25 protein-coding genes are annotated in these 25,469 nt (G+C 64.8%); 16 read left to right on the forward strand and 9 right to left on the reverse strand.

Features of this window, described 5'->3' with window-relative positions; all coding sequences use genetic code 11:
- Positions 1 to 10 precede the first annotated feature (10 nt).
- From HCA61_RS25325 to HCA61_RS25340, 4 genes are all read left to right on the forward strand, one after another.
- On the forward strand, positions 11 to 1,630 hold the full coding sequence (locus HCA61_RS25325) for a methylmalonyl-CoA mutase family protein (RefSeq protein WP_169690952.1): 1,620 nt from the start codon (positions 11 to 13) through the stop codon (positions 1,628 to 1,630).
- Positions 1,630 to 2,025 carry a cobalamin B12-binding domain-containing protein gene (locus HCA61_RS25330; protein ID WP_169690953.1) on the forward strand — a complete coding sequence of 132 codons (396 nt, stop codon included), beginning with the start codon at positions 1,630 to 1,632 and terminating at the stop codon, positions 2,023 to 2,025. The genes HCA61_RS25325 and HCA61_RS25330 overlap by 1 nt, the downstream gene beginning before the upstream one ends.
- 108 nt (positions 2,026 to 2,133) lie before the next feature.
- Complete coding sequence (locus tag HCA61_RS25335) at positions 2,134 to 3,090, forward strand: LLM class F420-dependent oxidoreductase (protein WP_169690954.1); 957 nt, start codon at positions 2,134 to 2,136, stop codon at positions 3,088 to 3,090.
- A complete protein-coding gene (locus HCA61_RS25340; protein ID WP_169690955.1) occupies positions 3,087 to 4,133 on the forward strand; it encodes a CoA transferase in 1,047 nt (348 codons plus the stop codon). Before HCA61_RS25335 ends, HCA61_RS25340 begins: the two co-directional genes overlap by 4 nt.
- An 89-nt stretch (positions 4,134 to 4,222) precedes the next feature.
- Here the strand turns inward: HCA61_RS25340 and HCA61_RS25345 are convergent, their stop codons facing one another.
- The gene (locus tag HCA61_RS25345) at positions 4,223 to 5,233 is read right to left on the reverse strand and encodes a ferredoxin--NADP reductase (RefSeq protein WP_169690956.1); all 1,011 of its coding nucleotides are present in this window, start codon (positions 5,231 to 5,233) and stop codon (positions 4,223 to 4,225) included.
- A 121-nt stretch (positions 5,234 to 5,354) separates the two neighbouring features.
- On the opposite strand from HCA61_RS25345, the gene HCA61_RS25350 reads away from it, so the two are divergent.
- Genes HCA61_RS25350 through HCA61_RS25370 form a run of 5 tightly spaced genes read left to right on the forward strand, consistent with a single transcriptional unit; the run spans position 5,355 to position 10,412 of the window.
- Entirely contained in the window at positions 5,355 to 6,758 is a 1,404-nt protein-coding gene (locus HCA61_RS25350; RefSeq protein ID WP_169690957.1) for an AMP-binding protein, read from the forward strand.
- Positions 6,736 to 7,641, forward strand: coding sequence for an acyl-CoA dehydrogenase family protein (locus HCA61_RS25355; RefSeq protein WP_169690958.1), 906 nt, complete (start codon positions 6,736 to 6,738; stop codon positions 7,639 to 7,641). Before HCA61_RS25350 ends, HCA61_RS25355 begins: the two co-directional genes overlap by 23 nt.
- Positions 7,628 to 8,716, forward strand: coding sequence for an acyl-CoA dehydrogenase family protein (locus HCA61_RS25360; RefSeq protein WP_169690959.1), 1,089 nt, complete (start codon positions 7,628 to 7,630; stop codon positions 8,714 to 8,716). Before HCA61_RS25355 ends, HCA61_RS25360 begins: the two co-directional genes overlap by 14 nt.
- Position 8,717: 1 nt before the next feature.
- Complete coding sequence (locus HCA61_RS25365; protein ID WP_169690960.1) at positions 8,718 to 9,485, forward strand: enoyl-CoA hydratase/isomerase family protein; 768 nt, start codon at positions 8,718 to 8,720, stop codon at positions 9,483 to 9,485.
- Between the two features lie 33 nt (positions 9,486 to 9,518).
- Positions 9,519 to 10,412: an alpha/beta hydrolase gene (locus HCA61_RS25370; RefSeq protein ID WP_169690961.1), complete on the forward strand. Its 894-nt coding sequence runs from the start codon at positions 9,519 to 9,521 to the stop codon at positions 10,410 to 10,412.
- A gap of 63 nt (positions 10,413 to 10,475) precedes the next feature.
- Here the strand turns inward: HCA61_RS25370 and HCA61_RS25375 are convergent, their stop codons facing one another.
- On the reverse strand, positions 10,476 to 11,747 hold the full coding sequence (locus HCA61_RS25375) for an amidohydrolase family protein (RefSeq protein ID WP_169690962.1): 1,272 nt from the start codon (positions 11,745 to 11,747) through the stop codon (positions 10,476 to 10,478).
- 8 nt (positions 11,748 to 11,755) lie between these two features.
- Positions 11,756 to 13,102, reverse strand: coding sequence for a cytochrome P450 (locus tag HCA61_RS25380; protein ID WP_169690963.1), 1,347 nt, complete (start codon positions 13,100 to 13,102; stop codon positions 11,756 to 11,758).
- Positions 13,103 to 13,313: 211 nt separating this feature from the next.
- On the opposite strand from HCA61_RS25380, the gene HCA61_RS25385 reads away from it, so the two are divergent.
- Positions 13,314 to 14,249, forward strand: a complete 936-nt coding sequence (locus tag HCA61_RS25385) for a zinc-binding dehydrogenase (protein WP_169690964.1) — start codon at positions 13,314 to 13,316, stop codon at positions 14,247 to 14,249.
- A gap of 55 nt (positions 14,250 to 14,304) precedes the next feature.
- Here HCA61_RS25385 and HCA61_RS25390 read toward each other — a convergent pair whose 3' ends face one another.
- Together HCA61_RS25390 and HCA61_RS25395 are read right to left on the reverse strand one after the other, a co-directional pair.
- Complete coding sequence (locus tag HCA61_RS25390; protein ID WP_169690965.1) at positions 14,305 to 15,054, reverse strand: SDR family NAD(P)-dependent oxidoreductase; 750 nt, start codon at positions 15,052 to 15,054, stop codon at positions 14,305 to 14,307.
- Positions 15,051 to 15,818 (reverse strand): SDR family oxidoreductase, encoded by a 768-nt coding sequence (locus HCA61_RS25395; RefSeq protein ID WP_169690966.1) that lies wholly within the window; start codon positions 15,816 to 15,818, stop codon positions 15,051 to 15,053. The genes HCA61_RS25390 and HCA61_RS25395 overlap by 4 nt, the downstream gene beginning before the upstream one ends.
- Before the next feature lie 53 nt (positions 15,819 to 15,871).
- On the opposite strand from HCA61_RS25395, the gene HCA61_RS25400 reads away from it, so the two are divergent.
- The 3 genes from HCA61_RS25400 to meaB are packed head-to-tail and all read left to right on the forward strand — an operon-like array spanning position 15,872 to position 19,341.
- On the forward strand, positions 15,872 to 17,308 hold the full coding sequence (locus HCA61_RS25400) for an AMP-binding protein (RefSeq protein WP_169690967.1): 1,437 nt from the start codon (positions 15,872 to 15,874) through the stop codon (positions 17,306 to 17,308).
- Entirely contained in the window at positions 17,301 to 18,440 is a 1,140-nt protein-coding gene (locus tag HCA61_RS25405) for a thiolase family protein (RefSeq protein WP_169690968.1), read from the forward strand. The genes HCA61_RS25400 and HCA61_RS25405 overlap by 8 nt, the downstream gene beginning before the upstream one ends.
- Before the next feature lie 40 nt (positions 18,441 to 18,480).
- Entirely contained in the window at positions 18,481 to 19,341 is an 861-nt protein-coding gene (gene meaB, locus HCA61_RS25410; protein ID WP_169690969.1) for a methylmalonyl Co-A mutase-associated GTPase MeaB, read from the forward strand.
- Between the two features lie 34 nt (positions 19,342 to 19,375).
- On the opposite strand, the gene HCA61_RS25415 is transcribed toward meaB, so the two are convergent.
- Genes HCA61_RS25415 through HCA61_RS25425 form a run of 3 tightly spaced genes read right to left on the reverse strand, consistent with a single transcriptional unit; the run spans position 19,376 to position 21,954 of the window.
- Positions 19,376 to 20,413: a dihydrodipicolinate reductase gene (locus HCA61_RS25415; RefSeq protein WP_169690970.1), complete on the reverse strand. Its 1,038-nt coding sequence runs from the start codon at positions 20,411 to 20,413 to the stop codon at positions 19,376 to 19,378.
- Between the two features lies 1 nt (position 20,414).
- Positions 20,415 to 21,257 (reverse strand): acyl-CoA thioesterase domain-containing protein, encoded by an 843-nt coding sequence (locus tag HCA61_RS25420; RefSeq protein ID WP_169690971.1) that lies wholly within the window; start codon positions 21,255 to 21,257, stop codon positions 20,415 to 20,417.
- 46 nt (positions 21,258 to 21,303) lie between these two features.
- A complete protein-coding gene (locus HCA61_RS25425) occupies positions 21,304 to 21,954 on the reverse strand; it encodes a TetR/AcrR family transcriptional regulator (protein WP_247274093.1) in 651 nt (216 codons plus the stop codon).
- A 179-nt stretch (positions 21,955 to 22,133) separates the two neighbouring features.
- On the opposite strand from HCA61_RS25425, the gene HCA61_RS25430 reads away from it, so the two are divergent.
- The 3 genes from HCA61_RS25430 to HCA61_RS25440 are packed head-to-tail and all read left to right on the forward strand — an operon-like array spanning position 22,134 to position 25,087.
- On the forward strand, positions 22,134 to 23,132 hold the full coding sequence (locus tag HCA61_RS25430; RefSeq protein ID WP_169690972.1) for an acyl-CoA dehydrogenase family protein: 999 nt from the start codon (positions 22,134 to 22,136) through the stop codon (positions 23,130 to 23,132).
- Complete coding sequence (locus HCA61_RS25435) at positions 23,116 to 24,291, forward strand: acyl-CoA dehydrogenase family protein (RefSeq protein WP_169690973.1); 1,176 nt, start codon at positions 23,116 to 23,118, stop codon at positions 24,289 to 24,291. Before HCA61_RS25430 ends, HCA61_RS25435 begins: the two co-directional genes overlap by 17 nt.
- Positions 24,292 to 24,301: 10 nt before the next feature.
- Positions 24,302 to 25,087 carry an enoyl-CoA hydratase gene (locus HCA61_RS25440; protein WP_169690974.1) on the forward strand — a complete coding sequence of 262 codons (786 nt, stop codon included), beginning with the start codon at positions 24,302 to 24,304 and terminating at the stop codon, positions 25,085 to 25,087.
- A gap of 59 nt (positions 25,088 to 25,146) precedes the next feature.
- On the opposite strand, the gene HCA61_RS25445 is transcribed toward HCA61_RS25440, so the two are convergent.
- A complete protein-coding gene (locus HCA61_RS25445) occupies positions 25,147 to 25,467 on the reverse strand; it encodes a DUF4286 family protein (protein WP_169690975.1) in 321 nt (106 codons plus the stop codon).
- Positions 25,468 to 25,469: the final 2 nt, after the last annotated feature.

The raw sequence follows: 25,469 nt of genomic DNA on the forward strand, positions 1-25,469 counted from the left end.
GTTCTCACCGATGATATTGGCATTCTCATTTTCTGCAAGTAAGGTATCCGGCGTGAGCGACATCGTGGAAACCTCGTCCGGGATCCCGCTCGATCCGGTTTACGGATCGGGGGATCGAGAACGTGAACTACCCCTGCCGGGAGAGTTCCCCTTCACCCGTGGGAACTTCGCTTCCGGTTATCGGGGACGGCTGTGGACCTTCCGTCAGTACTCGGGCTTCGGCACCGCCGAAGAATCCAACCGCCGGTACCGATACCTGCTCGATCAGGGCGGGACCGGGCTCTCGGTTGCGCTGGACCTCCCCACCCAGTGCGGATACGACTCCGATGACCCCGAGGTCACCGAGGAGGTGGGGCGCGTCGGCGTCGCAGTCGACACCCTCGCCGACGCCGAGATCCTCTTCGACGGCATACCCCTCGACAAGATCAGTACCAGCTTCACGATCAACGGCACCGCGGCGATTCTGCTTGCCTTCTATGTGGCTGCTGCCGAACGCAAGGGTGTGCCGCGAGAGAAGCTCACCGGCACCATCCAGAACGACATTCTCAAAGAGTATGCGTCCAGGGGCACCTGGATCTGGCCGCCCGAGCCGTCCTTGCGACTGATCGCCGACACGATCGAATTCTGTGCCGCAGAAGTTCCGCGGTTCAATGCGATCTCGGTGGCAGGCGCACACTTCCGCGATGCGGGAGCCAACGCGGTACAGGAGATGGCCTTCACGCTTGCCGACGGTGTCACCTACTGCGACACCGTGATCGAACGCGGCCGCATGACCATCGACCAGTTCGCGCCGCAGATCTCGTTCTTCTTCTACACGCACGGCGACTTCTTCGAGGAGATTGCCAAATATCGTGCAGGACGGCGCCGTTGGGCGACGATCGTCCGCGAGCGTTACGGCGCCACCAGCGACAAGGCGTCGATGTTCCGGTTCGGCTGTGTCGCAGGCGGCGCTTCGCTCTACGCGCCGCAGGCGCAGAACAACCTCGTTCGTGTGGCCTACGAGTCCATGGCCTCTGTACTCGGCGGCGTTCAGTCGATGTTCACTGCGGCATGGGACGAACCGTTCGCCCTGCCGAGTGAGGAGTCGGCGACGCTCGCCCTGCGCACACAGCAGGTGCTCGCCTACGAGACCGGCGTGACCCGAGTGGCCGACCCGCTCGGAGGGTCCTATTTCGTCGAGGCACTCACCGACCGCACCGAAGAACGCATCATCGAGATCATGACCGACCTCGAGCAACACGGCGGCATGGTCCGCGCTATCGAGGACGGGTACCTCCAGGGTCTCATCGCCGACGAGGCGTACAAGCTCCACCAGGAGATCGAAGGCGGCGAGCGTCCCGTCGTCGGTGTCAACAAATTCGTCTCCGACGAGCCCGCGCCGGAGATCTCCACCTACGAACTCGATGCCGAAGGCCGCGAGATGCAGCTGAAGCGACTCGCGAAAGTAAAGGCCGAGCGTGATCCCGAGGCCGTGCGCAGCACCCTCGCCGCACTGTCCCGCGCAGCGGAAGGAACCGACAATCTGATGCACTCCCTGATCGACTGCGCCAACGCCTACTGCACGGTCGGCGAAATGGTGTCCGCGCTCAAGTCCGTGTGGGGCGAGTTCCAGCAGCCGGTGGTGTTCTGATGACCGCCCGCGTTCTCGTCGCAAAGCCCGGACTCGACGGCCACGATCGTGGCGCCAAGATCGTCGCGCGCGCTCTGCGAGACGCCGGCTTCGAGGTGATCTACACCGGAATCCGCCAGAAGGTCGAGGACATCGTGTCCATCGCCGTCCAAGAGGACGTCGAGGTGGTAGGTCTGAGCATTCTCTCGGGTGCGCACGTTGCATTGACGACGAAGGTCGTCGAGGCTCTGCGTGCTGCGGACGCAGGTGACATCGACGTGATCGTCGGAGGCACCATTCCTCAGTCCGACGTTCCCAAACTGCTCGCAGCAGGCGCTGCCGCAGTGTTCCCCACCAGCACGCCACTCGACGAATTGGTAGCGGGAGTGCGCAAGCTGACCGAGAACACACACTGAGCGAGAAGCACTGAGCGAGAACACGGCCAGATGTAGTCACCTTCGAGCCCGGCCCACCGAGCGCGCCACCGGGCCGCGCAGACAACGAATTCGAATGCTGGAGGAATCGTGCGGATCGGAGTGATGGTCGGACCCGAGCAGGGGGACACCAACCGCAAGGTCGACCGGATGTTGAAGGACGTCGAATGGGCGGAGGCCGCCGGATTCGACACCGTGTGGGTCCCTCAGATCCCCACCGACTTCGACGCATTGACTGCCATCGCCCTCATGAGCACGAGGACGAGCCGAATCGAGATCGGGACCGCAGTGGTGCCACTGCAGGCGCAGCATCCCGTGCATCTGGTGCGCCAGGCGTTGTCCACGCATGCTGCGCTCGATGGTCGACTCGCTCTGGGGGTCGGTCCGTCTCACCACTGGATCGTGCAGGACATGCTCGGCCTGCCCTACGACAAGCCCGCCAAGTTCACCCGGGACTACCTCGACGTGCTCGGTGCGATCAAGGATCTGCCCGGCTCGATCGATGTCGAGAACGACACGTTCACCGTGCACAACCCACTCGACATCGGACCCGTGGCGCCGATGCCCCTCCTGGTTGCCGCGCTGGGGCCCGTCATGCTGAAGATTGCCGGTGAACGGGCCGACGGAACGATCCTGTGGATGGCCGACGAGCGGGCGATCGGCGAGCACATCGTTCCGCGCATCACCAAGGCCGCCGCAGACGCGGGACGACCCGACCCGCGCATCGTCGCGGGTGTGCCCGTGTGTCTGTGTGCACCGGGCGAAGAGGATGTCGCGCGTGAACGCGCCAACCGCATCCTCGCCGAGGCCGAGATCTCGCCGAACTACCAGCGTCTGCTCGAGCAGGGCGAGGCGAAGGACATCGGTCAGATGGCCATCGTCGGCGACGAGGACTCGATCCTCGCCGGGTTCAAGCGGTACCGCGACGCAGGCGTGACCGATCTGTCGATGCGCCTGCTTCCCATCGGAAACAACCGCGACGAACTGGTCGCGTCGAAGTACCGCACACGTGAGGTCGTCGCCGAGCTTGCGAAGGAACTGCGGTGACCGGTCCCCTCTCAGGTATCCGGATCCTCGAGGTCGGCCACATCCTTGCCGGACCGTACGCAACGATGATGCTCGCCGATCTCGGGGCCGAGGTCACGAAGATCGAACCACCGACCGGGGATCTGTCGCGACAGGTCAGCGACGCATACTTCGCGAGTCTCAACCGGGGCAAGCGAAGCATCTGTCTCGACCTGACCACCGATGAGGGTCTGCGTCGGCTCGGTGAGCTTGCCGCCGAATCACACGCTCTGCTGGTCAATCTCAAGCCGTCGGCGATCCGGAAGTACGGCTTGACCTACGACGCATTGCGACGGTTCAACGACAAGATCGTGTGTGTCGCGCTCACGGGATACGGCCTCGACGAGGGCGACGACCCCGCATTCGATTACGTCATCCAGGCAGTGACGGGCGTCGCCGACCTCACCGGCGATCCCGCCGGGCCACCGACACTTCCCGGGTATTCGGCGGCCGACAATTCGACCGGTCTGACAGCCGCGCTCGGCCTACTCGCCCAGATTGTGTCGGGTCGTGGCGGCCAGGTGGAAGTCTCGTTGCGCGACGTCATGCTCTCGCAGCTCAATTACCGGGCGTCGGCATATCTCAACGAGGGCACCCCACCGCGTCGTATGCCGAGCGGTGCGCATTCGTACTATGTTCCGGCGCAGTTGTTCCCGACATCGGACGGGACGCTGGCGTTGTTCATCACCCACGACGGTTTCTGGCGCACATTCGCTGCCGAGGCGGGCATCGCGGGCTTCACGACGATGGCCGAGCGTGCGGCGCAGCGGGACGAGGTGCTTCGCGTCGTCACCGAAGTACTCGCCGGTGACACCGCGGCCGGGTGGGAATCGCGATTGCGTCCCCTGGGTGTTCCCGCTGCCGCGGTCCGCTCGCTGCCGGACGCGCTGGAGGCCACACCGTCGATGGTTGTGGAGGCCGGCGACTTCCGGCTCGTCGGAAGTCCCATCCGCATCGACGGCTACGAGCCCGAATACGGCGCGCCACCGAAGCTGGGCGAGCACGGCACGCTTCCCGTCGGTTGATCCTTCTGGCCCGCTGTTGCGAACACAAGCCGAACACCGCGATGGCCTCCAACGAAATCCCGTTGGAGGCCATCGCGGTGTTGCACGTCCTACTCGTATCGCACCTTGATGGAGCAGTCCGGTACAGCCTGGCAGGTCAGGGTGTAGCCGTCGGCGATCTCGTCGTCGCTGAGTGCGTCGTTGACGCGCATGGTGGCACTGCCGTCGGTGATCTTCGCGATGCAAGTCGCGCAATTACCGGCCTCGCACGAGAACGGAGGTGCCAGACCTGCTCGCCGCGCGCTTTCGAGAAGTGTTTCGCCCGCCTGCAGTGGTACGGACACGCGCTGGCTGCCCAGCCGGATCGACACGGTGCCCTCGATCGGCGCGGCCGGGGCTTCAGGCTCCGCTTCGGCAGCCTTCACGGGTTCTGCGGCGGCGCCGAAACGTTCGCTGTACACCGTGCCGGGGCCGGGGAGGGCGGACTCGATCATGTCCATGAACGCTTCGGGGCCGCACAGGTATACGTCGGACGCGGTGTCGCCGCCGATGAAGTCCAGCGCACCCGCGGGGGTGAGCAGACCCGAGTCGTCGTCGAAGTGACGAACGACGGTGAGGCGTCCGCCGTACTGCTCGACGAGCTGGTCGGTAAGGGCGTCGAAGATCGCAGCGTTTCGGTCGCGGTCTGCGATGAGCAGGCGGACGTCCCTGTCGGTGGTGGCAAGCGCGCTCTTCGCGATGGACAGCAGGGGGGTGATGCCGCTGCCGCCGGCGAATCCGATGACCGGCCCTGCCCCTTCGCGCAGCAGGAAGGTGCCTGCGGGTCGGGTGATCTCCACTTGATCGCCCTCGGCCACGTTGTCGTGCAGCCAGTTGGAGACCTTGCCGCCGGGAACCCTCTTGATGGTGGTCATCATCTCGGTGTCGGTCTCGGGGGCACTCGACATCGAGTACGACCGGTAGAGCTCTGTGCCGTCGACATCGACCTTGAAGGTGCAGAACTGACCTGCCTGATAGGTGAACGGCCCATCCACGGGGGCGAGCACGTAGGTACGGGCGTCGTCGGTCTCCTTCACGATCCGGGTAACGGTCGCGCGCTGGAACAAAGGTGGTCTCGCCATGGACCGTCTCCTCCTGGTATCGATATTCTGCTACTAGGAGAGTACTATTCTCGTCAATGAGAGCGAAAGCTCCCGACGGAGTTTGTTCCCAGGATGAGACGGGATCGTAAGGAACGAGGACATGGCCGACCCCACCGTGCTGGCCTTCGACCAGCAGGAATACAGCCGCACGCAACTCGATGCGCTGGCTGCCGGTATGGCTGCGTCCCTCGAGCGTCGAGGTGTCGGCCCCGGCGACCGTGTGGCACTCATGTCGTCGAACCGGCCCGAGTTCGTCATCGCAGCGCTGGCGATCTGGCAGCTCGGCGCAGTCGTCGTCCTGATCAGTCCGGCGTGGAAACGTGCCGAAGTCACGCACGCGCTCGATGTCAGCGAGGCCACCCACGCGGTCGGCGACAGTTCGGTACTCGCCGACCTGATGCCCATGCTCTGCCTCGACGATCAGATCGAAGAGGGATTCCGTCCGCCCACGCCGGCCGAGTCGGATGCCGACGCCCTGCTCGTGTTCAGTTCGGGCACCACCGGACTTCCGAAAGCGGTCCGTCACACTCACGCATCGTTCGCCGCCGCGGTCGGGCACTGGCGCGATGCCCTGAAACTCACCGCGAGCGATCGCATCCAGATCGTCACGCCCCCGTCGCATATCCTCGGCTTGCTCAACATCGTCACCGCACTCGATGCAGGCACCTGGATGCGGTTGCATCGTCGATTCGACCTCGACGCGATGCTGCGCCACATCGAAAGCGATCGCATCACCGTCGAGATGGCAGTGGCGCCGATTGCGCTGGGTATCGCGTCGCACCCGGATCTCGAATCCTTCGACCTGACGTCGCTGCGCTACATCATGTGGGGCGCCACACCCGTCACGCCGAGCGTCGCCGAGACCGTCACCCGCCGGACCGGAGTGCCGTGGGTCCCGGCGTACGGGGCGAGCGAGATCCCGGTGATCGCCTGCAGCCCGATCGAGGGTGCGCGCCTGGACAGCGTGGGTCGCGTGGTGCCCGGCGTCGAGATGCGCGTTGTGTCGCTCGGGACGGGCGAGACGCTCGCGCCGGGCGATACGGGCGAGATCCAGGTGCGGTCGGCGTCCATGATGGCCGGATACCTACCCGGCGACACGACCGCCGACGCATTCGCCGACGGCTGGTACCGCACCGGCGATGTCGGCAGTGTCGATGCCGACGGCTGGGTGCGCATCACCGACAGGTCCAAGGACATGATCAAGGTCAAGGGTTTCCAGGTGGCGCCCGCCGAGATCGAAGCCGTCCTGTTCACCCACCCCGACATCGCCGACTGCGCGGTGTTCGGAGTCGACGACGCTGCCACCGGTGAAGCCGTCGTCGCTGCGGTCACTACGACCGCACCGATCGAAGCCGGCGAGATCATCGATCTCGTCGGGAACACCCTCGCCTCGTACAAGCGTCCGAGCCGAGTGGTCTTCGTGCCCGAAATCCCGCGCCTGCCCTCCGGCAAGGTGTTGCGCCGAATACTCGAGGAGCGCCATGGACGTACGTCTGACCAATGAACAGCAGCAATTACGCGACGCAGCCGCAAAACTCGCCGACGATCTGGGGCCGGGTTCGGTTCAGGACCTCGACGACGCGACACGTGTCGCGCGGCTGGAGAAGACGGTGGCCGCGGCAGGCTGGCGCGAACTTCGTTCCGACGGCGCCTCCGGCGTCGAGGTTGCGATCGTTGCCGAAGAGTTCGGCCGAGGACTCGTGGATGTCCCGTTCCTCGGTCCGGTTCTCGCCGACGATCTGCGACGGCACCTAGCCGACGACCAGCAGACCTGGGCCATCGCCATCGGCGACGACGCTTTCGATGCGTCGGGCCTCACCCACGCACTTGTGGTGCGAGACAACAGTGTTCTCGCGGCCGAGATCGGCGACCCCGCAGAGGGAGCCGACTTCACCCGCGCATTCGCTACGTTGATCCAACCGTACGAGCAGATCGGCGAACTGTCGCCCGAACAGATCGAGCGCGGCTACGCGCTGGCGTTGGTCGTCACGTGCGCCGACCTCGTGGGAACCTCGCGCGGCGCCCAGGCAGCCGCAGTCGATTACGCCAAGATCCGCGAGCAGTACGGCAGCACCATCGGCTCGTACCAGGCCGTCGCACACCTGCTCGCCGAAAGCGAAGCGCTCATCGAAGGATCCATCAGCGTGCTGCGTCACGCCGCGTGGGCAGTCGACGAACTGACACCAGCCGAAGCGGTGCGCGCCGCGAGGATCGCGAAGATCTACTGCGCCCGTGCCGCACGCACGGTGTGCGAAACGGCCATCCAGGTGCACGGCGGCATCGGAAACACCTGGGAATGCATCGAACACGTCTATCTTCGGCGGGCGCTGACGTCCACCGAACTGTTCCCCGTGAGCCTGGAGGAGATCGACCTTGGACTTTCGTGACTCGCCGGAAGAAGCCGCGTTCCGTACGCGGCTGCGCACCTGGCTCGCAGAGATAGCAGGCACATTCCCCACCTCGGGCGACGAGTACTGGGCAAAGCAGGGCGAATGGCATCAAGCCCTATACGGGGCGGGATTCTTCGGTCTGTCGTGGCCGAAGGAATACGGCGGACAGGAACTCCCGCCGGTCTTCGATGTGATCCTCGACGAGGAACTCGCGATCGCCGGTGCCCCGCCGCGGCCCAGCCTCGGCTACCTCGTGGTGGGGCTCGGACATCACGGCAGCAAAGAACTGCAGCAGCGGTTCCTGCCGGGGATGATCAACGGCACTCAGCGGTGGTGCCAGGGCTTCAGCGAACCCGGTGCGGGCTCGGACCTTGCATCGCTGACCACCACCGCGACCCGCGACGGCGACGAATACGTCATACACGGTCACAAGATCTGGACGAGCTATTCCGATGTTGCGGATTGGTGCTTGCTTCTTGCGCGCACCGATCCGGATGCGTCGCGGCATCGCGGTATTTCGGCATTCATCGTTCCGATGAAGCAGGACGGTATCGAGCAGCGTCCGCTCAAGATGATCAGTGGTGTCACGAAGGAGTTCGGGCAGGTTCTGTTCGACGGGGCACGAGTGCCCGCGGATCAGATGGTCGGCAACCCCGGCGACGGCTGGCGTATCGCGATGACGGTGGTCGGGCACGAACGGGAGCCGTCGACGCTCGGATTCGCCGCGCGCTACGGCAAACTCGTTCGTCAGCTCGCTGCCCGCACCGAAGGACGGCCACCCGAGGACCTGGCATGGGCGGCGGTGCAGTCCGAGATGCTGCGCCTGCACGTGCGCCGCCGGCTCTCCGAGCAGCTCGACGGAGTCAATCACGGGTCCGAGGGCTCACTCGACAAGCTGCTCATGACCTGGGTGGATCAGTCGGTAGGACACGCCGCACTCGCTGTGGCAGGTACCCGCGACACCGAGTTGCTCGGCTCGTACATGTACAGCCGCGCACAGTCGGTCATGGGCGGTACGTCACAAATCCAGAAGAACATCATCGCTTCGCGAATCCTCGGATTGGGGGTCTGACATGTACGACATGCCCGACGAAATCGACGTCCAGGCCGACGGTCCGATGCGGATCATCACCCTCAACCGCTCCGCGGATCTCAACGCAGTCAACGATCCTCTGCACGAAGGACTTGCGCGGCTGTGGACGCAGTTGAGCGCAGACCGTAGCGCCCGCGTTGCTGTGATCACGGGTGCCGGACGGGCGTTCTCGGCCGGTGGTGACTTCGGCTACCTCGCCCAACTTGCGGAGGACCCCGACCTTCGCTCGAAGTCGATCGCCGACGGCCGCGAGCTCGTACTCGGAATGACGCGGTGCCGAATTCCGGTGATTGCCGCAGTGAACGGTCCGGCGGTAGGCCTCGGCTGCAGCATTGTGGCACTGAGCGACATGGTCTACATGGGCGAGAAGGCCTACCTCGCCGACCCACACGTGCAGGTCGGCCTGGTTGCAGCCGACGGCGGTGCGCTCACCTGGCCGCTGCAGATCAGCCTGTTGCAGGCGAAGGAGCTCGCGTTCACGGGACAGCGGATCTCCGCGCAACGAGCGCTCGAACTGGGTCTTGCCAATCATGTGGTCGAAGATCCGCTGAGCGAGGCACTCTCGGCGGCCAAGAACATCCTGGATCAGCCGCAGAAGGCGATCGAGGCGACCAAACGCCTGATCAACATCCAACTCGAACGCACGGTTCTCGCCGCGATCGACTACGCTCTGAGCGCGGAGGAAATGACCTTCCAGAGCGACGATTTCCGGGCGAACATCGCACGCCTCACCGCAGGCAAGAGCTGACGGGGAGAGCGACACGGACAGGGGGCAGGTATCATGCTGAGCCGTGTGAGGTCTTTGCCGCACTTCCATCGTGATCTGCGCGTCGTGGCGCTGGTGGCGCCGCGACGCGCAGTGACACCGAGAACACTCGGGGTGCTGCGTAGCCTCACCGCGCGGATCAAAGGGGCAGATCCGGACATCCATGTCCTGGAACCCGGCGTGGCGGTGAGGTTCTTCCGTCCGCGGACCTCTGCCGGCGATGCGCCGCGTCCCGCGCTGTTGTGGATCCACGGCGGGGGTTACGTGTTCGGCCGGGCTGCGCAGGACGATGCACTGTGTCAGCGCTTCGCCGATCGGCTCGGTGTGGTCGTCGCATCGGTCGATTACCGGTTGTCGCCTGAGTACTCGTACCCGATCCCTGTGGAAGACTGTCTCCATGCCTATCGGTGGCTCGTGAACCGGGAGGAAGTGGACCCGTCGAGGATCGTGATCGGCGGTGCCAGTGCGGGTGGTGGTCTTGCTGCGGCGCTCGCGTTCGCGATACGCGACAGCGATCTGACCGAGCCCGTATTCCAGCTCCTGGTCTATCCGATGCTCGACGACCGGACCGTCTCCGGTCCCGAGCACATGCGCATGTGGGACGGGGAGTGCAACCGCTTCGGGTGGGCGAGCTTTCTCGGAGATGCCGACGCGTCGATTGCGGCTCCGGGCCGCCGCACCGACCTGGCAGGACTTCCACCGGCCTGGATCGGTGTGGGGTCCAACGATTTGTTCGCGTGTGAGGATCGCGAATACGCCGACCGTCTCGTCGAAGCCGGAGTGCCGTGCGAATTCCACTCGGTATCGGGGGCTTTCCACGGTTTCGATTCCGTCTCCTCGCGCAGCGGTGTCGCGCGGGAGTTCTTCGACGAACAGTGTGCCGCGGTGAGCAAGATCCTGAAGGCCTGACCATACCGACAGAGCGACGGCGCTTCCGAACTCCCCGGAGTCCGGAAGCGCCGTCGTATCGGTCTACGAGTGGGCGAGTTCGTAACGCCGACGGTATTCCTGCTTGGACGTTTCACTGATGTCGACGTCCTTCGCGCGGGCCCGCAGGGCACCGACGGTGGCCTGCTCCCGCGGGGTGTGCTCGAACGGATCCCAGCCGAAGAACCGTGCGGCGTTCTCGAAGGTGACCTTGTTGATCTCCTCGTCGGTGAGCTCGGCCGCGACGAGTTCCTCCATCAGCATCTCCGGCGACCGCGGCCAGGTGGAATCCGAATGGGGGTAATCGCATTCCCAGGCGATGGTGTCGATGCCGAGACGCTGTCGGTTGTTCAGGCCGCTGGGCTCGGTGATGTAGCACGCGAGGAAGTTGTTCTTCCACACATCGGTGGGTGACATGCCTTTCGGGAGGAAGCTCGCGCCGGTCCAGGACTGGTTGACGATGTGGCGTTCGAGGCGGTCGAGCCAGGGTGCGACCCAGCCGACGCCGCCTTCGCTCATCGCGACCTTGAGGTCGGGGAACTTCTGGAAAGCGCCGCTGAGCATCATGTCGGTCGCGGCGATCGTCGAGATCAGCGGGGTCAGGACCAACATGTCGTCGAGGTTGAACGCCTCTGGTCGTTTGACCAGGCCCATGCCGCCGCCGATGTGCAGGCTGAGCACGATGTTGTGCTCGACGCAGGCCTTGAAGATCGGGTCCCAGTATCCGGATTTGAAGTCGGGGTAGCCGTCGCCGACGCCGTAGGGGGTTTCCGGGATGGAGATGGAGCGGCAGCCCATGGCGGCGAGGCGGTGGATCTCCGTGACGGATTCGTCGACGTCGTAGAACGGGATGATGCCGAGGGGGATGAAGCGTCCGGGGTAGGTGTCGGGGACTTCGCCGACGACCCAGTCGTTGAAGGCCTTCAACGCCGCGAGGGAGAGCTTCTTGTCGGGCAGGGTGGCGAGGTGGGTGCCTGCGAAGCCGGGGAAGGTGGCGAACAGTGTGGCGGCGAGGGTGCCGTTGGCGTCCATGTCGCGCACGCGCATGTCCATGTCGTAGACGCCGGGTCGCATTTCGGCGTAGCCGGTGGGGTCCATGCCCCATTCTTCTTTGGGCCAGGAGACGACGGCGTTGAGGCCGGAGCTACCGACGACGCTGCCCTGGAACTGCCATGCCTGAACTTCGGGGTTGCGGGGGTTAGCGGTGAGTTTGGGAGCCTGGTCCATGAGACTCTTCGGGAAATGCTTCTCGAACAGATCTGCCGGCTCGACCACGTGATCGTCGATGCTGACCATCACCATATCGTCTATATTCATCGAATTCCTCACTGTCGCACCGCTACCGGAGCGGCAAGTTCTTGTTCGTCGATCATGAGCTGAAGGGCGGCCAGAGTCTCGTCGAGTCCAGCTCCGATGCGCGGGCCAGGAGTGAAGGTCGCCGGGAGCTGTCGCATTCCCTGAATGACACCGATGGAGTCGTAGTGCACCGCGCCTTCCGGATCGCAGTGGAAATCCGGCATCCGATCGAGCACCGCCACGAGCATTCGCTTGAACACAGTTCGCGCCAGGTTGGATCCTATGCAGCGGTGGACGCCCAGACCGAAACTGAAGTGCCTGTTGCCCTTGCGTTCGAGGTCGACCGTGTTGGGGTCGGTGAACAGTGCGGGGTCGCGGTTGGCCATGGCCCAGGAAAGCCACACACGCTCGCCCTCTTTCGCTTCGATGCCGTCGATCTCCATGTCCGCGGAGAAAGTGCGGCCGTCGCCCGCGGACGGGCAGAAGAAGCGTAGGAACTCCTCGGTGGCCGAATCGAGCAGCGTGTCGCGCTCGGTGCTGAGAGTTTCGCGCTGATCGGGATTCTGCGACAACCATTCGAGTGCGTGGGAGGTGAGCGCTGTCGTCGTATCGAAGCCGCCGCCGATGAGCAGGCTGAGGACCCCGAGAAGTTCTGCGTCGTCGGGCTGCTCGCCATCGACGGTGGCCTTGGCGATCGCGTCGACCATGCCCGGGCGGGGATTCTCTCGAATTTCGTGAAGGCTGGAGAGCAGATCCAGCCCCATGCGCCGGTGCAGTTCCGCGACCCGGGTGACGTCCGGTGAATCCGGGGGCGTGTACATCGCCGCATGCACGGGTTCGCAGTACACGTCCCATTTGGCGACCGGGATACCCAGCATCGCGAGTGTGATCACCGCAGGGACGATGTTGACGAGGTCGTCGATGAAATCGATCTGCCCGGTCTCGATCTTCTCGTCCAAGCAAGCGCGGATCACTTCGTCGATGACGGGAACCCATTTCTTGACCGCGGCGGGCGACAAGTACGGATTGAGGACCGCGCGGAACTCGCGATGCTCGGGGTCGTCCATTTCGAGGATCCCGCCGCGTACGCCGGACGCCCTGACCGCAGACGGGATCATGATCCCCTTGTATCCGCGGCGAACTCCCTTGACATCGTGATCATTCGAGATGTCCGCGGAGCGGGCGAGAGCGAATACTTGGTCACCTCCGGAAGCAACCCAGTGGCCGCCGTGGGTGTCGGACCACGCGAACGGGCAAGTGGACTGTAATTCCTCGGTGATGTCCTGGAACTTGTCGCGATAGTCGGGTGCGTGCCTGTCGAACTGAAACACGGGTTGCCTGCGCCCGACCTCGGATACAGCGTCATCAACACTCATGGCTCTGCTCTCTGCTGTCTGTGGTGGGGAACGTGGAAGTCAGATCACGCCTGACCGAACAGCCCCCGTCACGTACTCTGCAATTCAAGAATGTCCTTCCGAATGTGGAGAACCATAATCTCGAGCGGGTGATTCTGCAAGGTTCCAGCACGGTGTCGACGTTCGATTTCCAAGGCCGGCGGCTGTCCGGTCTGCGACGAAGGGAAGCAACATGAAGGCATGGCAGTTCGAAGGAACCGGGAAGCCGATCTCACTGAACGAGGTGCCGGAACCGGAACCGGGGCACGGCGAGGTCGTCATCGATGTCAAGGCTGCCGGGCTGTGTCACAGCGACATCATGTACATGGAGGTCGGCGAGGCGAGTATGCCGTTCCTGCCCATGACTCAGGGCCACGAGAACGCAGGGGTCATCAGCGCCCTCGGCGACGGAGTCGACGGTTGGGCACTCGGTGACATCGTCGGTGTCTGTACGTCCGGCTTCCGTTCGCCGGCCGGAATGTTCACCCCCGGCGGCATGGCCGACAAGTTCCTCGCCGACGCCCGCGACCTTGCGCGCGTACCCGAGGGGCTCGACCTGTCGCTGGCGGCGCTCGCCACCGATGCGGGTATGACCTCGTACCACGCGATCATCAAGGTGGGCGGAGCCACGGCCGGGATGAAGGTCGGCGTCATCGGATACGGGGGGCTCGGGCAGTTCGGCACGCGCGCAGCAGTTCTCGCGGGTGCCGAGGTGCATGTCGCGGAGACGAAAGAATCCGTGTGGGGTCTCGCCCGAGCGGCCGGGGTGGTCGACGTCGTGCGCGATGCGTCGGAGTGGGCCGGCCAGGGGTTCGACCTCGTGGTCGACTACGCGGGCTTCGACACCACGAACAAGGCGCTCGAGGCGATCAAGCGCGGCGGCAAGGTTGTCCAGGTCGGCTTGGGGAAGTCGACATTCACCGTGAATACACCCACGATCCTCGGGCGTACTCTCGTGGGCTCTTTGGGCGGAACGGTGCAGGACATCGAAGAGGTCTTCGCACTTCTGCTCGCCCGCGAAATCGAACCCGAGTACACCGAGATCGGTTTCGACGAGATCGGCGAGGGGCTGGAACGCCTGCGCCGCAACGAGGTCACGGGACGACTGGTCGCGCGCTTCGGGGACTGACCGGTGAGGAATGAGGGCCGATCATCCCACGGATGACCGGCCCTCATTCGACGAACTACTGCTGCGGTATCAGCGTTTCCGAGCGCTGGATGGTGCCTGTGATACCGGAAGCGTCCTGCTGTCCGAGCAGAACGGCTGCGGCACCCATCGTTTCCGGCGGCTCGATCGCCTCGGGTGGAATCTGCTGCCCGCCACCGCCGGCAAGCCACCCTTCGGTGAGCACGACACGTGACGGCGACAAGCAGTTCACCGCGATGTTGTCGGACGACAGGTCGGACGCGAGACCCGTGTAGAGGCGTTCGACGCCGGCCTTCGATACCCAGTAGGCGTTCGATCCACGGTCGATCATGGTGACGCCGGTGGTGGTCACCGCGATCATCGACCCGCCGCCCCGCGCACGGATGTGCGGGATGGCGGCCTTGGTCACGTTGAACACGCCGGTCAAGTTCACGTCGAGACAGAGTTGCCACCGCTTGAGCGGTGTCGATTCGATCGGACCCATCCACAGGACACCCGCGTTGGCGACGAGGATGTCCAGGCCGCCGAATTCACCGACCGTGGTGGTGATGGCGGCGTCGACGGAGGCCTCGTCCGCGACATTGCACTGGACCGGGATCGCCTTTCCTCCGGAAGACTTGATCTTCTCGGCGACCGCACCGATGGTGCCCGGGATCTTGCCTTCCTGTTCGGTCCGTGCGGCAACGGCCACCGCAGCCCCCGCATCAGCGAGGGCGACGGCGATCGCGGCCCCGATCCCGCGGCTGGCGCCCGCGACGAATGCGACCTTTCCGTCGAGGGGCCTCACTTCGGCGGGAACCTCAGCGCGCCGTCGAGACGAATGGTCTCGCCGTTGAGGTAGTCATTCTCGACGATCGATGCGACCAGCGTCGCGTACTCGGCGGGGCGGCCCATGCGCTTGGGATGCGGGACCTGCGGGCCCCAGTACGCCTCGAGCTGATCGCCTGCCTTGCCGTACGCGGGGGTGAGGATGGTGCCGGGGGCGATCGTGTTGACGCGGATGCCCAACGGCGACAGGTCACGCGCGGCGACGAGCGTCATACCGAGGATGCCGCCCTTGGCTGCCGCGTAGGGGAGCTGCCCGATCTGACCTTCGTAGCCGGCGATCGATGCGGTCTGCACGATGACGCCGCGCGAGCCTTCGTCGTTGAACGGATCCTGCTTGGCGATGGCCGCCGCGGCAAGGCGCATGACGTTGAACGACGAGGTCAGGTACGACTGGATGGTTTTGGTGAAGCCCTCGAGCGCCATCGGGCTGCCGTCCTTACCGACGAGCCGTCCGCCACCTGCGGGGCCGCCGTGGCAGTCCACCGACACGCGCAGCGGTCCGAGCGACTCGGCTTCGGCGATGGCCGCGAGCACCGACTCCTCGCTACCGGCGTCGGTGTTGACGTAGCGCACGCCCAGCTCGTCTTCGAGAGCCTTGCCTGCTTCGTCGTTGACGTCTGCGACGACAACCTTGGCGCCGCCTTCATGGAGGCGGCGAACGGTGGCCTGCCCGAGGCCTCCGGTGCCTCCGACGACGATGGCTGAGATACCTGAGATCTGCATTCCGATTTCCCTTCTTGCAACTAAAGCTCTCGTGCTGCGAGAATAATGTTCTCATGAACCTAAGCATGATTCTAGAAATGGTGGCAAACAACGGCGAACGCGCAGTTGCGACCGTCGGCGATCGCTCGTTGACCGCCACGGATCTCGACACACACGCGCGACACCTCGCTGCCCGAGTGCGTGGCAGCTCCGCGGTGCTCTACCTGGGGACGAATCACCTCGCCTACCCGGTGGCACTGTTCGGCGCGGCACTCGCGGGGGTGCCGTTCGTCCCGCTCAACTACCGCCTCGGCGATCAGCAACTGTCGGCGCTGATCGATCGGCATCCCGGCGCGACGATCCTGCGCCAGGACGATCTCGACGCGCTGCTCGACCATGCACCGGACGACGCAGATCAGGCCGAACTCGAACCACAGTGGGACGGCGACGCGATTGCCGCGATCATCTACACCAGCGGCACGACGTCGGATCCCAAGCCCGCCGTCCTACGTCACCGGCATGTCATCGCGTACGTCCTCAACACGATGGAGTTCGCATCCGCAGAGGAAAGCGATGCGTCACTGGTGTCGGTGCCGCCCTACCACATCGCGGGTCTGACGAACCTCATCTCCAACCTCTACAGCGGCCGCAGGATCGTGTACCTGTCCGCGTTCGAACCGGCCACCTGGCTCGAGACCGTGCGGCGAGAGGAAGTCGTCCACGCGATGCTCGTGCCGACGATGCTGGCCCGGATCGTCGCCCATCTCGGAAGTGAAGACGCGAACGTCCCGACGCTCGCGACCCTCGCCTACGGCGGGTCCCGCACTCCGCGACCCGTCCTCGAGCACGCGCTGCGCGCCTTCCCCACCACCGGATTCGTCAATGCGTACGGACTCACCGAAACGGCTTCCTCGGTGGCGGTTCTCGGACCCGACGATCACCGCGAGGCGATCGCCTCCGACGACCCGGCGGTGCGCGACCGGCTCGGCTCGGTCGGCCGGCCCTTGCCCGGCATCGAGATCGAGATCCGGACGGAGAGCGACGAGCCGGTCGCGACCGGTGAGACCGGGCTGATCTTCGTGCGCGGTGAGCAGATCTCCGGCGAATACGGTGGACGCAGCGTGCTCGACGCCGAAGGGTGGTTCTCCACCCGCGACCTCGGGCACCTCGACGCCGACGGCTACGTGTATGTCGAGGGCCGCTCCGACGATACGATCATCCGCGGCGGCGAGAACATCGCTCCCGCCGAGATCGAGGACGTCCTGCTGGCCCATCCCGCGATCGTCGAAGCCGCCGTGATCGGTGTGTCCGACGCCGAATGGGGACAGCGCATCGTGGCGGTCCTCGTCGGCGACGCCGACCCGGACGAGGTGCGACAGTGGGTCAAGGACCGGTTGCGCTCGTCGAAGACCCCCGACACCATCGTCTTCCGACACGAACTCCCGAAGACCGAAACCGGAAAGCTTCTGCGCCGCACCCTACTCGCCGAACTGGAGAACCAAAATGCCTGAAGCCGTCATCGTTTCCGCGCTGCGGACGCCCGTCGGGACCGCCCGTAAGGGTACGCTCCGCGACACCACCGCCTTCGATCTCGCCGACCACATCGTCACTGCGGCAGCGAAAGGCCACGACGCGGCCGACATCGACGATGTCATCCTCGGTGAGGGCCTGTACGGCGGCGGCGTGATCGCCCGCCACGCTGCGATCACAGCCGGCCTGACCACTGTGCCGGGCATGGCCACCAACCGCCACTGTGCCGCGAGCCTGGCCGCAGTGCAGAACGCGGCGGCGAGCATCATGGCAGGCATGGACCGGCTCGTGATCGCCGGTGGCGTCAACTCGGCCTCCACGTCCCCGCAGTCACTCATGCGCAACGGCGAGAACTGGGAGCCGTGGCTGTCGCCGACCCACCCGAATCGGGAAGACGCACCCAACAAGGACATGTCCATCACCGTCGGCTGGAACGCCGCAGTGAAGGCCGGCGTGTCGCGTGAAGAGATGGACGCCTGGGCCCTGCGCTCCCACCAGGTCGCGATCAAGGCCATCGACGAGGGCAAGTTCGTCGACGAGATCGTTCCGATCGAAACCCCGCACGGTCTGTTCTCGGTCGATGAACACCCGCGTCGCAACACCAGCATGGACAAGCTCGCGTCATTGAAGGTGCTCCACCCGGAGATCGAAGGATTCAGTATCACCGCAGGCAACGCCAGCGGTGGCAACGATGCCGCGGCCGCCCTGACGATCGCGAGCAGCGACCTGGGTCTTCCTGCGCTCGGCACCGTCAAGGCGTGGGCCTCCACCGGCATCGATCCCGCGCTCACCGGGCTCTCGCCCGTGGATGCGATCCCGAAGGCGCTGGCTCGCGCCGGGATGACGATCTCCGACGTCGACCTGTTCGAGATCAACGAGGCATTCGCGGCGCAGTGTGTCGCCGTGATCAAGATGCTCGAGCTCGACGCCGATCGCGTGAACGTGCACGGCAGCGGTTGCTCACTCGGGCATCCTGTCGCCGCAACCGGTGCGCGCATGCTCACCACACTCGTCCACGAACTGCGTCGTCGTGGCGGTGGCGTCGGTGTGGCCTCGATGTGTGCGGGCGGAGGAATCGGCTCGGCAGTGGTGATCGAGGTGCCTGCACCGTGACACCCGGATTTCCGACACTTCGACCGAACTCGGGCGCGGCGTGAACGTCGTCGAACTCGTCGAAGCGGCTCGTCGCGGCTCGCAGCGCGCGACGGGCCGCTTGCTCACGTTGGTCGAAGGGGATCGCCGCGACGAGGTTCTCGAACTAATCGAGACTGCACCGGTACGGGTCGTCGGGATCACCGGGCCTCCGGGCGCCGGGAAGTCGACGACGGTCGGTGTGCTCACCGGCGGTTACCGAGCGCGGGGCTTCCGTGTCGCGGTGCTCGCCGTCGACCCTTCCTCGCCGTACAGCGGGGGAGCTCTGCTCGGCGACCGCATCCGGATGGCCGCGCACGTCAACGATCCGGATGTATTGATCCGGTCGGTGGCGTCGCGCGGTCATCTCGGGGGCCTGGCCGCGGTGGTACCGGCGGCGATCACGCTGCTCGGTGCGCTGTCCTATGACGTGATTCTGCTCGAGACAGTGGGCGTCGGCCAGTCGGAGGTCGAGATCGCCGCGGTCGCCGACCCGACCGTCGTCATTCTCAATCCCGGTGCGGGAGATGCTGTTCAGGCCGCGAAGGCGGGTCTGCTCGAAGTGGCCGACATTCTCGTCGTCAACAAGGCAGATCGGGACGGTGCCGATGCGACGGTGCGCGACCTGCGTGTCGAAACCGGCATGACGATCCTCAAGCTGATCGCGTCGACGGGCGAAGGCGTGGACAAGTTGATCGACGCCATCGAGGCGTATCAGCGCGCCGATACACCGGAACGCCGTGCCGCTCGTGCTCGTGCCCAAATCCTGTCGCTCGCCACGACGCGGCTGCGCACCAACCCGGAACTCGACGTACTCGCCGCTGCCGTCGCAGACGGGCGCAGCGACCCGTACACCGCTGCCGCCGGCCTGCTCGGTCAGTAGAACCGGGCGGCAGGCGGCGGTCGGAGGTCGGAGGTCAGTTCAGGACCGGCACGATCAGAGGAAGATCGAGACTGGTGCGGATTCCGGGTGTTGCAGCATGCACCGCGTGTACGGCGTTGACCGCGCGGTTCGCGGTGTAGTTCGGGGCTGTCTCGCTCATCCGCTCGAGTGGGATAGGAAAGCGCATCTCGATGTCGAGTGGGGCGTCCCCGTCGATCGAGATGTGCCATCCGGTCGCGTGCATGTCCCAGTCGACATCGATATCGGTGGTGCAGTACCACGTGGGCCTGAAACGCATCAGTTCGCGACCGCCACGGATACCGGATATGGTGATGCGCTGTGCCGCTACCATTCCCGCGGGAATTGTGCCCGCCGCGATCGTGACGTCATTCCGGGCGACAGCCAATTCTCCACTGGCTTCGACGGAGTCGAAGGGCAGGCCGAGTGCGTCGGCGAGTACCTGGAGCGACGGCCCGAAATTGGCCTTCACATGGTCGAGACGCGCTTGCGCGAAATCGGCCGGTTGTTGACCGAAGCCCATGACCTCGAACAGGATTCCGGGCGAGTTGCGCTGCGACAGGTCGGCGTACTCGTCGACGGCGAGATGCTCGAGCGTGCGCTGAATGGAACTCAGCACAAGAGGCACTGCCTCGGATATGAATCCGGGGCTGCTTCCGGTGCTGTGAATCGACGTCCCGCCTTCGGCACATGCGGCCTCGACCGCGTCGCGGATCTCGGCGGGCATGCTCGGTGGGTGGTGGAACTCGCCTCGGGTGGTGACGATATTCGTGCCCGAGGAGAGGATCCGGCAGACCTCGTCGAGATCGAACTGCAGCGGCATGTAGAGCACGCAATCCGCTCCCAGATCGATGATCTCGTCGAGACTGCGGGTTGCCTTCACCCCTGTGACATCTCGATCACACAGGGCGCCGGCGTCCAGGCCTTCCTTGGCGTCGCTGTGGACATACAACCCGGCCAGCGTGAGCTCGGGATGGTCGATCACCGCCCGGAGTGCGCGGGTGCCGATGTTTCCGGTGGCCCACTGGACGACGCGTAATTGCTTCTGGGGCATGTCAGACCACCTCGGTGGGGAGCCGCAGGAGTGCTTCCTGGGCGAAGGAGGCGACCAGGTCGCCCTGCTCGGTGAAGACATCGCCGCGGCCGAAGCAGCGCCCGTTGGCGATGAGAGGGCTCCTGTGGCGCAGCAGAAGCCAGTCCTCGGTGCGGAACGGCCGGTGGAACCAGAGATTGTGGGAGGTCACCGCGGAGGTGAAGGCCGTGCCGTTCCCGGTCTGGCAGTAGCCGTCGACGGCGAGAAGTGCGGTACCGATGAGGTGGAGATCGGTCGCATACGAGGTGAGCGCGGGCGCCAGTGCTTCGTCCACGGCGGGCGTGCGCATCCACATGTCGAATTCTGGTGCGGCAGTTCCGAGATCGTTGAGATCCGAGGACGCGCGGGTCTCCCAGGGTATGAGGGAGAAGTCGACCCGGCTCTCCTCGGGGAGCAGCGACGGGACGGGAGGGAAGGACTGCCGTTCGGGGCCATTTTCCGGGGCATGCATCGATACCGATGCGGTGGCCAGCACGCCCTTGGTCTGGCGCGCGACGATGGTCAGGGTGCCGAACGTCCGGCCTTCGTGTTGGGGGGTCACCTCGTAGCGGACCGGTTCGTCGGCGCGGCCTTCTCGGGCGAACACCGTGTGCAGCGACTTGACGGCCTTCTCCGGGCACGTCAGTTGAGCTGCTCGGACGAACTGTCCGAGGAGTTGCCCACCGAAGAGTCGGTGGTACTCGAGGCGCTGGTTTGCGCCTTCGAGAACCACATTGCCGGCTCTGGCGTCAGTGGGATCGGGGGCCGAATCGGCTGCCGGAGTGAGGTCGAGACACGTCAGGAGGTCATTCCAAAGCTCGGTCACATGCCGAGTGTAAATGACCCGCTCTCAAATGAGAACAGCATTCTTCTTACTTGGTAGCGAACCCATGCGAGCAGAATGTCCATACTTCGTCGGCGGTGATCGGGCGTGCGGTGGCGTCGGCGTCGCCGCTGGACTGGGCGATGAACATCACGGTCTGCATGGTCATTGCTGCGGCGCGTCGCGCGTTGAAATCGCCGCGCAACTGGCCCGATGCCGCGACCTTCTCCATCAGTTCGGTGAACAATGCCAGCATGGACGCGTGTGCCACCTTGACCTCGGCCGGGTGCGTGAGCAGTAGCTGAGGGGCGAAATCGGTGAACAGGGGGCGCTGCGCGACGGGGTCGGGGCGCGACGATTCGAACAGCAGCTCGACTGCCACGCGAAGCTGATCCATCGGGTCGTCCTCGCCGGCCGCGGCCGCGCGGATCTGATCGGCCGAACGGCCGAGGGCGTCCTCGAACAGCGCGAGCAGCAGCTCGTGCTTGCCGTCGAACTGCAGGTAGAAACTACGCAGTGACTGCTTCGAGCGATCGACGACCTCCTGCACGGTGAAGTCGGTACTGCCCTTCTCGGTGATGATGGCCTGGGCGGCGTCGAGGAAGCGCTGCACGCGTTGCTCGGCCCGTAGCTTCGCGGTGCGGATGGACCGCTCGACGGCGCGCTGCTTCCATGCGGGTTCTTCGCTCGGGCCGGTCACTGCGCGCACTGCTCGTCGTTGCGTGAGGCAAACATGTGAGCACTGTACCGGAGAATGTGTTCGTATCCGCAAGGTTACCCGAGAGTTAGATGCGCCGAATGAGACCATTACTTTCTCGTATTGAGAATGATATTCTCATCCTGCTGTGCACCGCAGCTCTGTCAGAGAGGTATGTCGGAATGCTTTTCGAGTTCGACTCCGATCAGCGACTGTGGCAGGACACCGTCCGTGACGTCACGGCGAAGGAATGTCCATCCACGCTGATCCGCAATATCGTCGACAACGGCGCAGATCCAGGGCCGCTGTGGAAAGTCTTCGTGGGGCTCGGTTGGACCGAGCTCACGGATCCCGAAGCTGCTGTCGAACTCGGGATCGTCCTGGAGGAATTGGGACGGGCTACGGACCCCACGCCCTATCTCGCGACGATGACGCAATTCGCGCAGCTCGCGCCCGGTGTGGCCGAGCCCGACCAAACCGGTGCCGCGGTATACAGCGGTGTCCGTGCGCATCGCGACGCCGACGGCTGGGTGCTCCACGGCACGGCCGCGCAGGTCCTCGACGGGGATCGCGCCGACCTTCTGGCAGTGGTCACCGACGCGGGCGTCTTCGTCGTCACCTCCGACAAGGTCACCGCGACCCGCAGCCCGGTGTTCGACCCCGCCCTGCACATCGCGGAGGTTCGATTCGAGCACGTTCGGGTCGAGGGCGATCCGCGTTCCGACGTCGATCCTGCCCTGGCCCGCCACATGGCGCTCGCAGGGCTCGCGCTCACGACTGTCGGTGCGTGCCAACGGGTTCTCGACCTCGCGCTCGACCATGTGAAGAACCGGCAGCAGTTCGGCGTGGCGATCGGATCGTTCCAGGCCGTCCAGCACAAGGCCACCGACATGCACATCGCGATCGAACGCGCCCGCGCACTGGCGTACTTCGCGGCGCTCACCATCGCCGAGGACGACCCGCGCAGGAACCTTGCCGCGTCGATGGCCAAGGCTGCAGCCGGTGAATGCCAATCGCTCGTCTTCCGTCACGGATTGCAGTTGTTCGGCGCCATGGGCTTCACCTGGGAGAACGATCTGCAGTTCGCGCTCAAACGTGCCCGCGCCTGTGAGCATCTGCTCGGTGGCGCTGCCGAACATCGGGCACTGATCACCGAGGAGTACCGTGCAACTCTCGTATGACGACGACGTCGAGGCGTTCCGCGCCGAATTCGTGGCCTTCCTCGAAGCGAATCTGCCCGACGAGGCGGACGCCACAGAACGATCCACCTCGAGCGCAGACATGCCCGAATGGGCACGCCGCTGGCAGCGACTCCAGTTCGACAACGGCTGGCTGCTTCCGGGGAATCCGCCTGAATTCGGTGGCCGCAATGCGACATTGATCCAGCAGGCCGTTCATCTCGAAGAGCTGTCCAAGCGCCGGATCTACCATAGCTTCAACCCTCAGGGGCTCGGCATCATTGCGGCGTCCATCCTCTCGTTCGGTACCGAGGAGCAGAAGCAGAAGTGGGCCGCGCGCATCCTGCGCGCGGAGATCACCGCAGCACTGGGAATGAGCGAACCCGGTGCAGGCTCCGACCTCGCAGGTCTTCGCACGCGTGCCGTGCTCGACGGCGACCACTTCGTCGTCAACGGACAGAAGGTATGGACTTCCGGCGCGCACCACGCCGATGTGCTCCTCACCTTCGTTCGCACCGATCCGAATGCGCCCAAGCACAAGGGCATCAGCGTGCTGCTGATCCCCACCGACACACCGGGTGTGGTCCGGCGTCCGTTCGCGTCCATCGCCGACAAGGACGATCGCGACTTCAACGAGGTGTTCTTCGAGGACGTCCGGGTTCCGGCGGAAAACCTAATCGGCGAGATCAACCAGGGCTGGAGTGTCGCCAACGGCTCGCTCGGGCACGAACGCACCCTCCTGTGGCTCAGCTTCGCAGACCGATTGGAAGATCTCGTCGTGGACTTCGAGCCGCGCACGGTCATCGATCGCGACCGGTACGCGACGCTGGTGATGGACCTGCAAGCGCTGCGTCTGCTCGGATCTGCGGCCCTGGCACGCGAGTCACGTGGCGAGCAGGATGTCGCCTCCCTCTCGGTACTGAAACTGCTCGGATCCGAAGCCATTCAGCGTTCGGCCGAGCACGCACTCGATGCCGAAGGAGCTGAAGGGCTCGTGCACCCGGCATCGACCGCGCCGTACACGCCATGGAACCTCGACAACTTCTCGTCGAGCTGGTTCGAACGCTTCGCTCGCAGTTTCGCAGGCACCATCGCGGGCGGGACCTCCGAGATCCAAAGGAACATCGTCGCCCAGCGAGTGCTCGGGCTACCACGCGGCTGAGGAGCGCAACTTGTACATTCTCTACGAGGTAGCGGACAGGATCGCCACGATCACATTGAACCGGCCGGATGCTGCGAATGCTCAGAACGCAGCTCTGCTCGACGAACTCGACGCAGCGTGGGTTCGTGCGGGCGACGACCCGGATGTATCGGTGATCGTGTTGCGCGCGGAAGGCAAGCACTTCTCCGCGGGACACGACATGACCGGCGGTGGGGGCCCGGTGCCCGACAAGATCACCCTCGACATGATCTACACCACCGAATCCCGTCGTTATCTCGAGTACTCGATGCGTTGGCGCAACATCCCAAAGCCTTCGATTGCTGCAGTGCAGGGGCGCTGCATCGCCGGCGGTCTGCTGCTGTGCTGGCCGTGCGACCTGATCATCGCGTCCGAGGATGCGAAGTTCTCCGATCCGGTGGTCATGATGGGTATCGGTGGCGTCGAGTACCACGGTCACACTTGGGAACTCGGTCCGCGCAAGGCCAAGGAGATCCTGTTCACCGGCAGGCCGGTCACAGCAGAAGAGGCCGAGAAGACCGGCATGGTCAACAAGGTCGTGCCACGTGACCAGCTCGATACCGAGACGCGAGCACTCGCCGAACAGATCGCGAAGATGCCGCCCTTCGGTCTGCGCCAGGCCAAACGTGCGGTCAATCAGACACTCGACGTCCAGGGTTTCTATGCGGCCATCCAGTCGGTGTTCGATGTGCACCAGACCGGCCACGGCAACGCCTTGAGCGTAGGTGGATGGCCGGTATTGATGAAGCTCGACGAGATGAAGCAGAACATCGAGTAGAACAAACCGATTCGGGCGCCTCCGCACTTCGCGGAGGCGCCCGAATCAGCTTGGGATGCTCACGGTTTGACGTATTCCGAGTACACGCTCATGATGCGCATCTTCGGGACAGGACCGAAGCTCAGGGAATCCGACATATCGAACTGCTTCGCGGCTGCCTTGGCGTGCACATTGTGCAGCGCCTTCTCCGGGTCACCCTCGATCTCGTAGAGGGTGACGAACGAGCCCCCGGCAGCGTCGGCCGGGGCCAGGCGGGTGGCCTTGAGGAAGCCGTCACATGCAACGACCTCACGGATGTGCGTCGACTCGTACCATTCGTTGAACTCGTCGACCCGTTCCGGATGGGACGGGTACGCCTCGACCATCAGGTAATGCTTCATGC

The sequence above is a fragment of the Rhodococcus sp. HNM0563 genome, from assembly GCF_012726195.1.
Lineage (GTDB): Bacteria > Actinomycetota > Actinomycetes > Mycobacteriales > Mycobacteriaceae > Rhodococcus.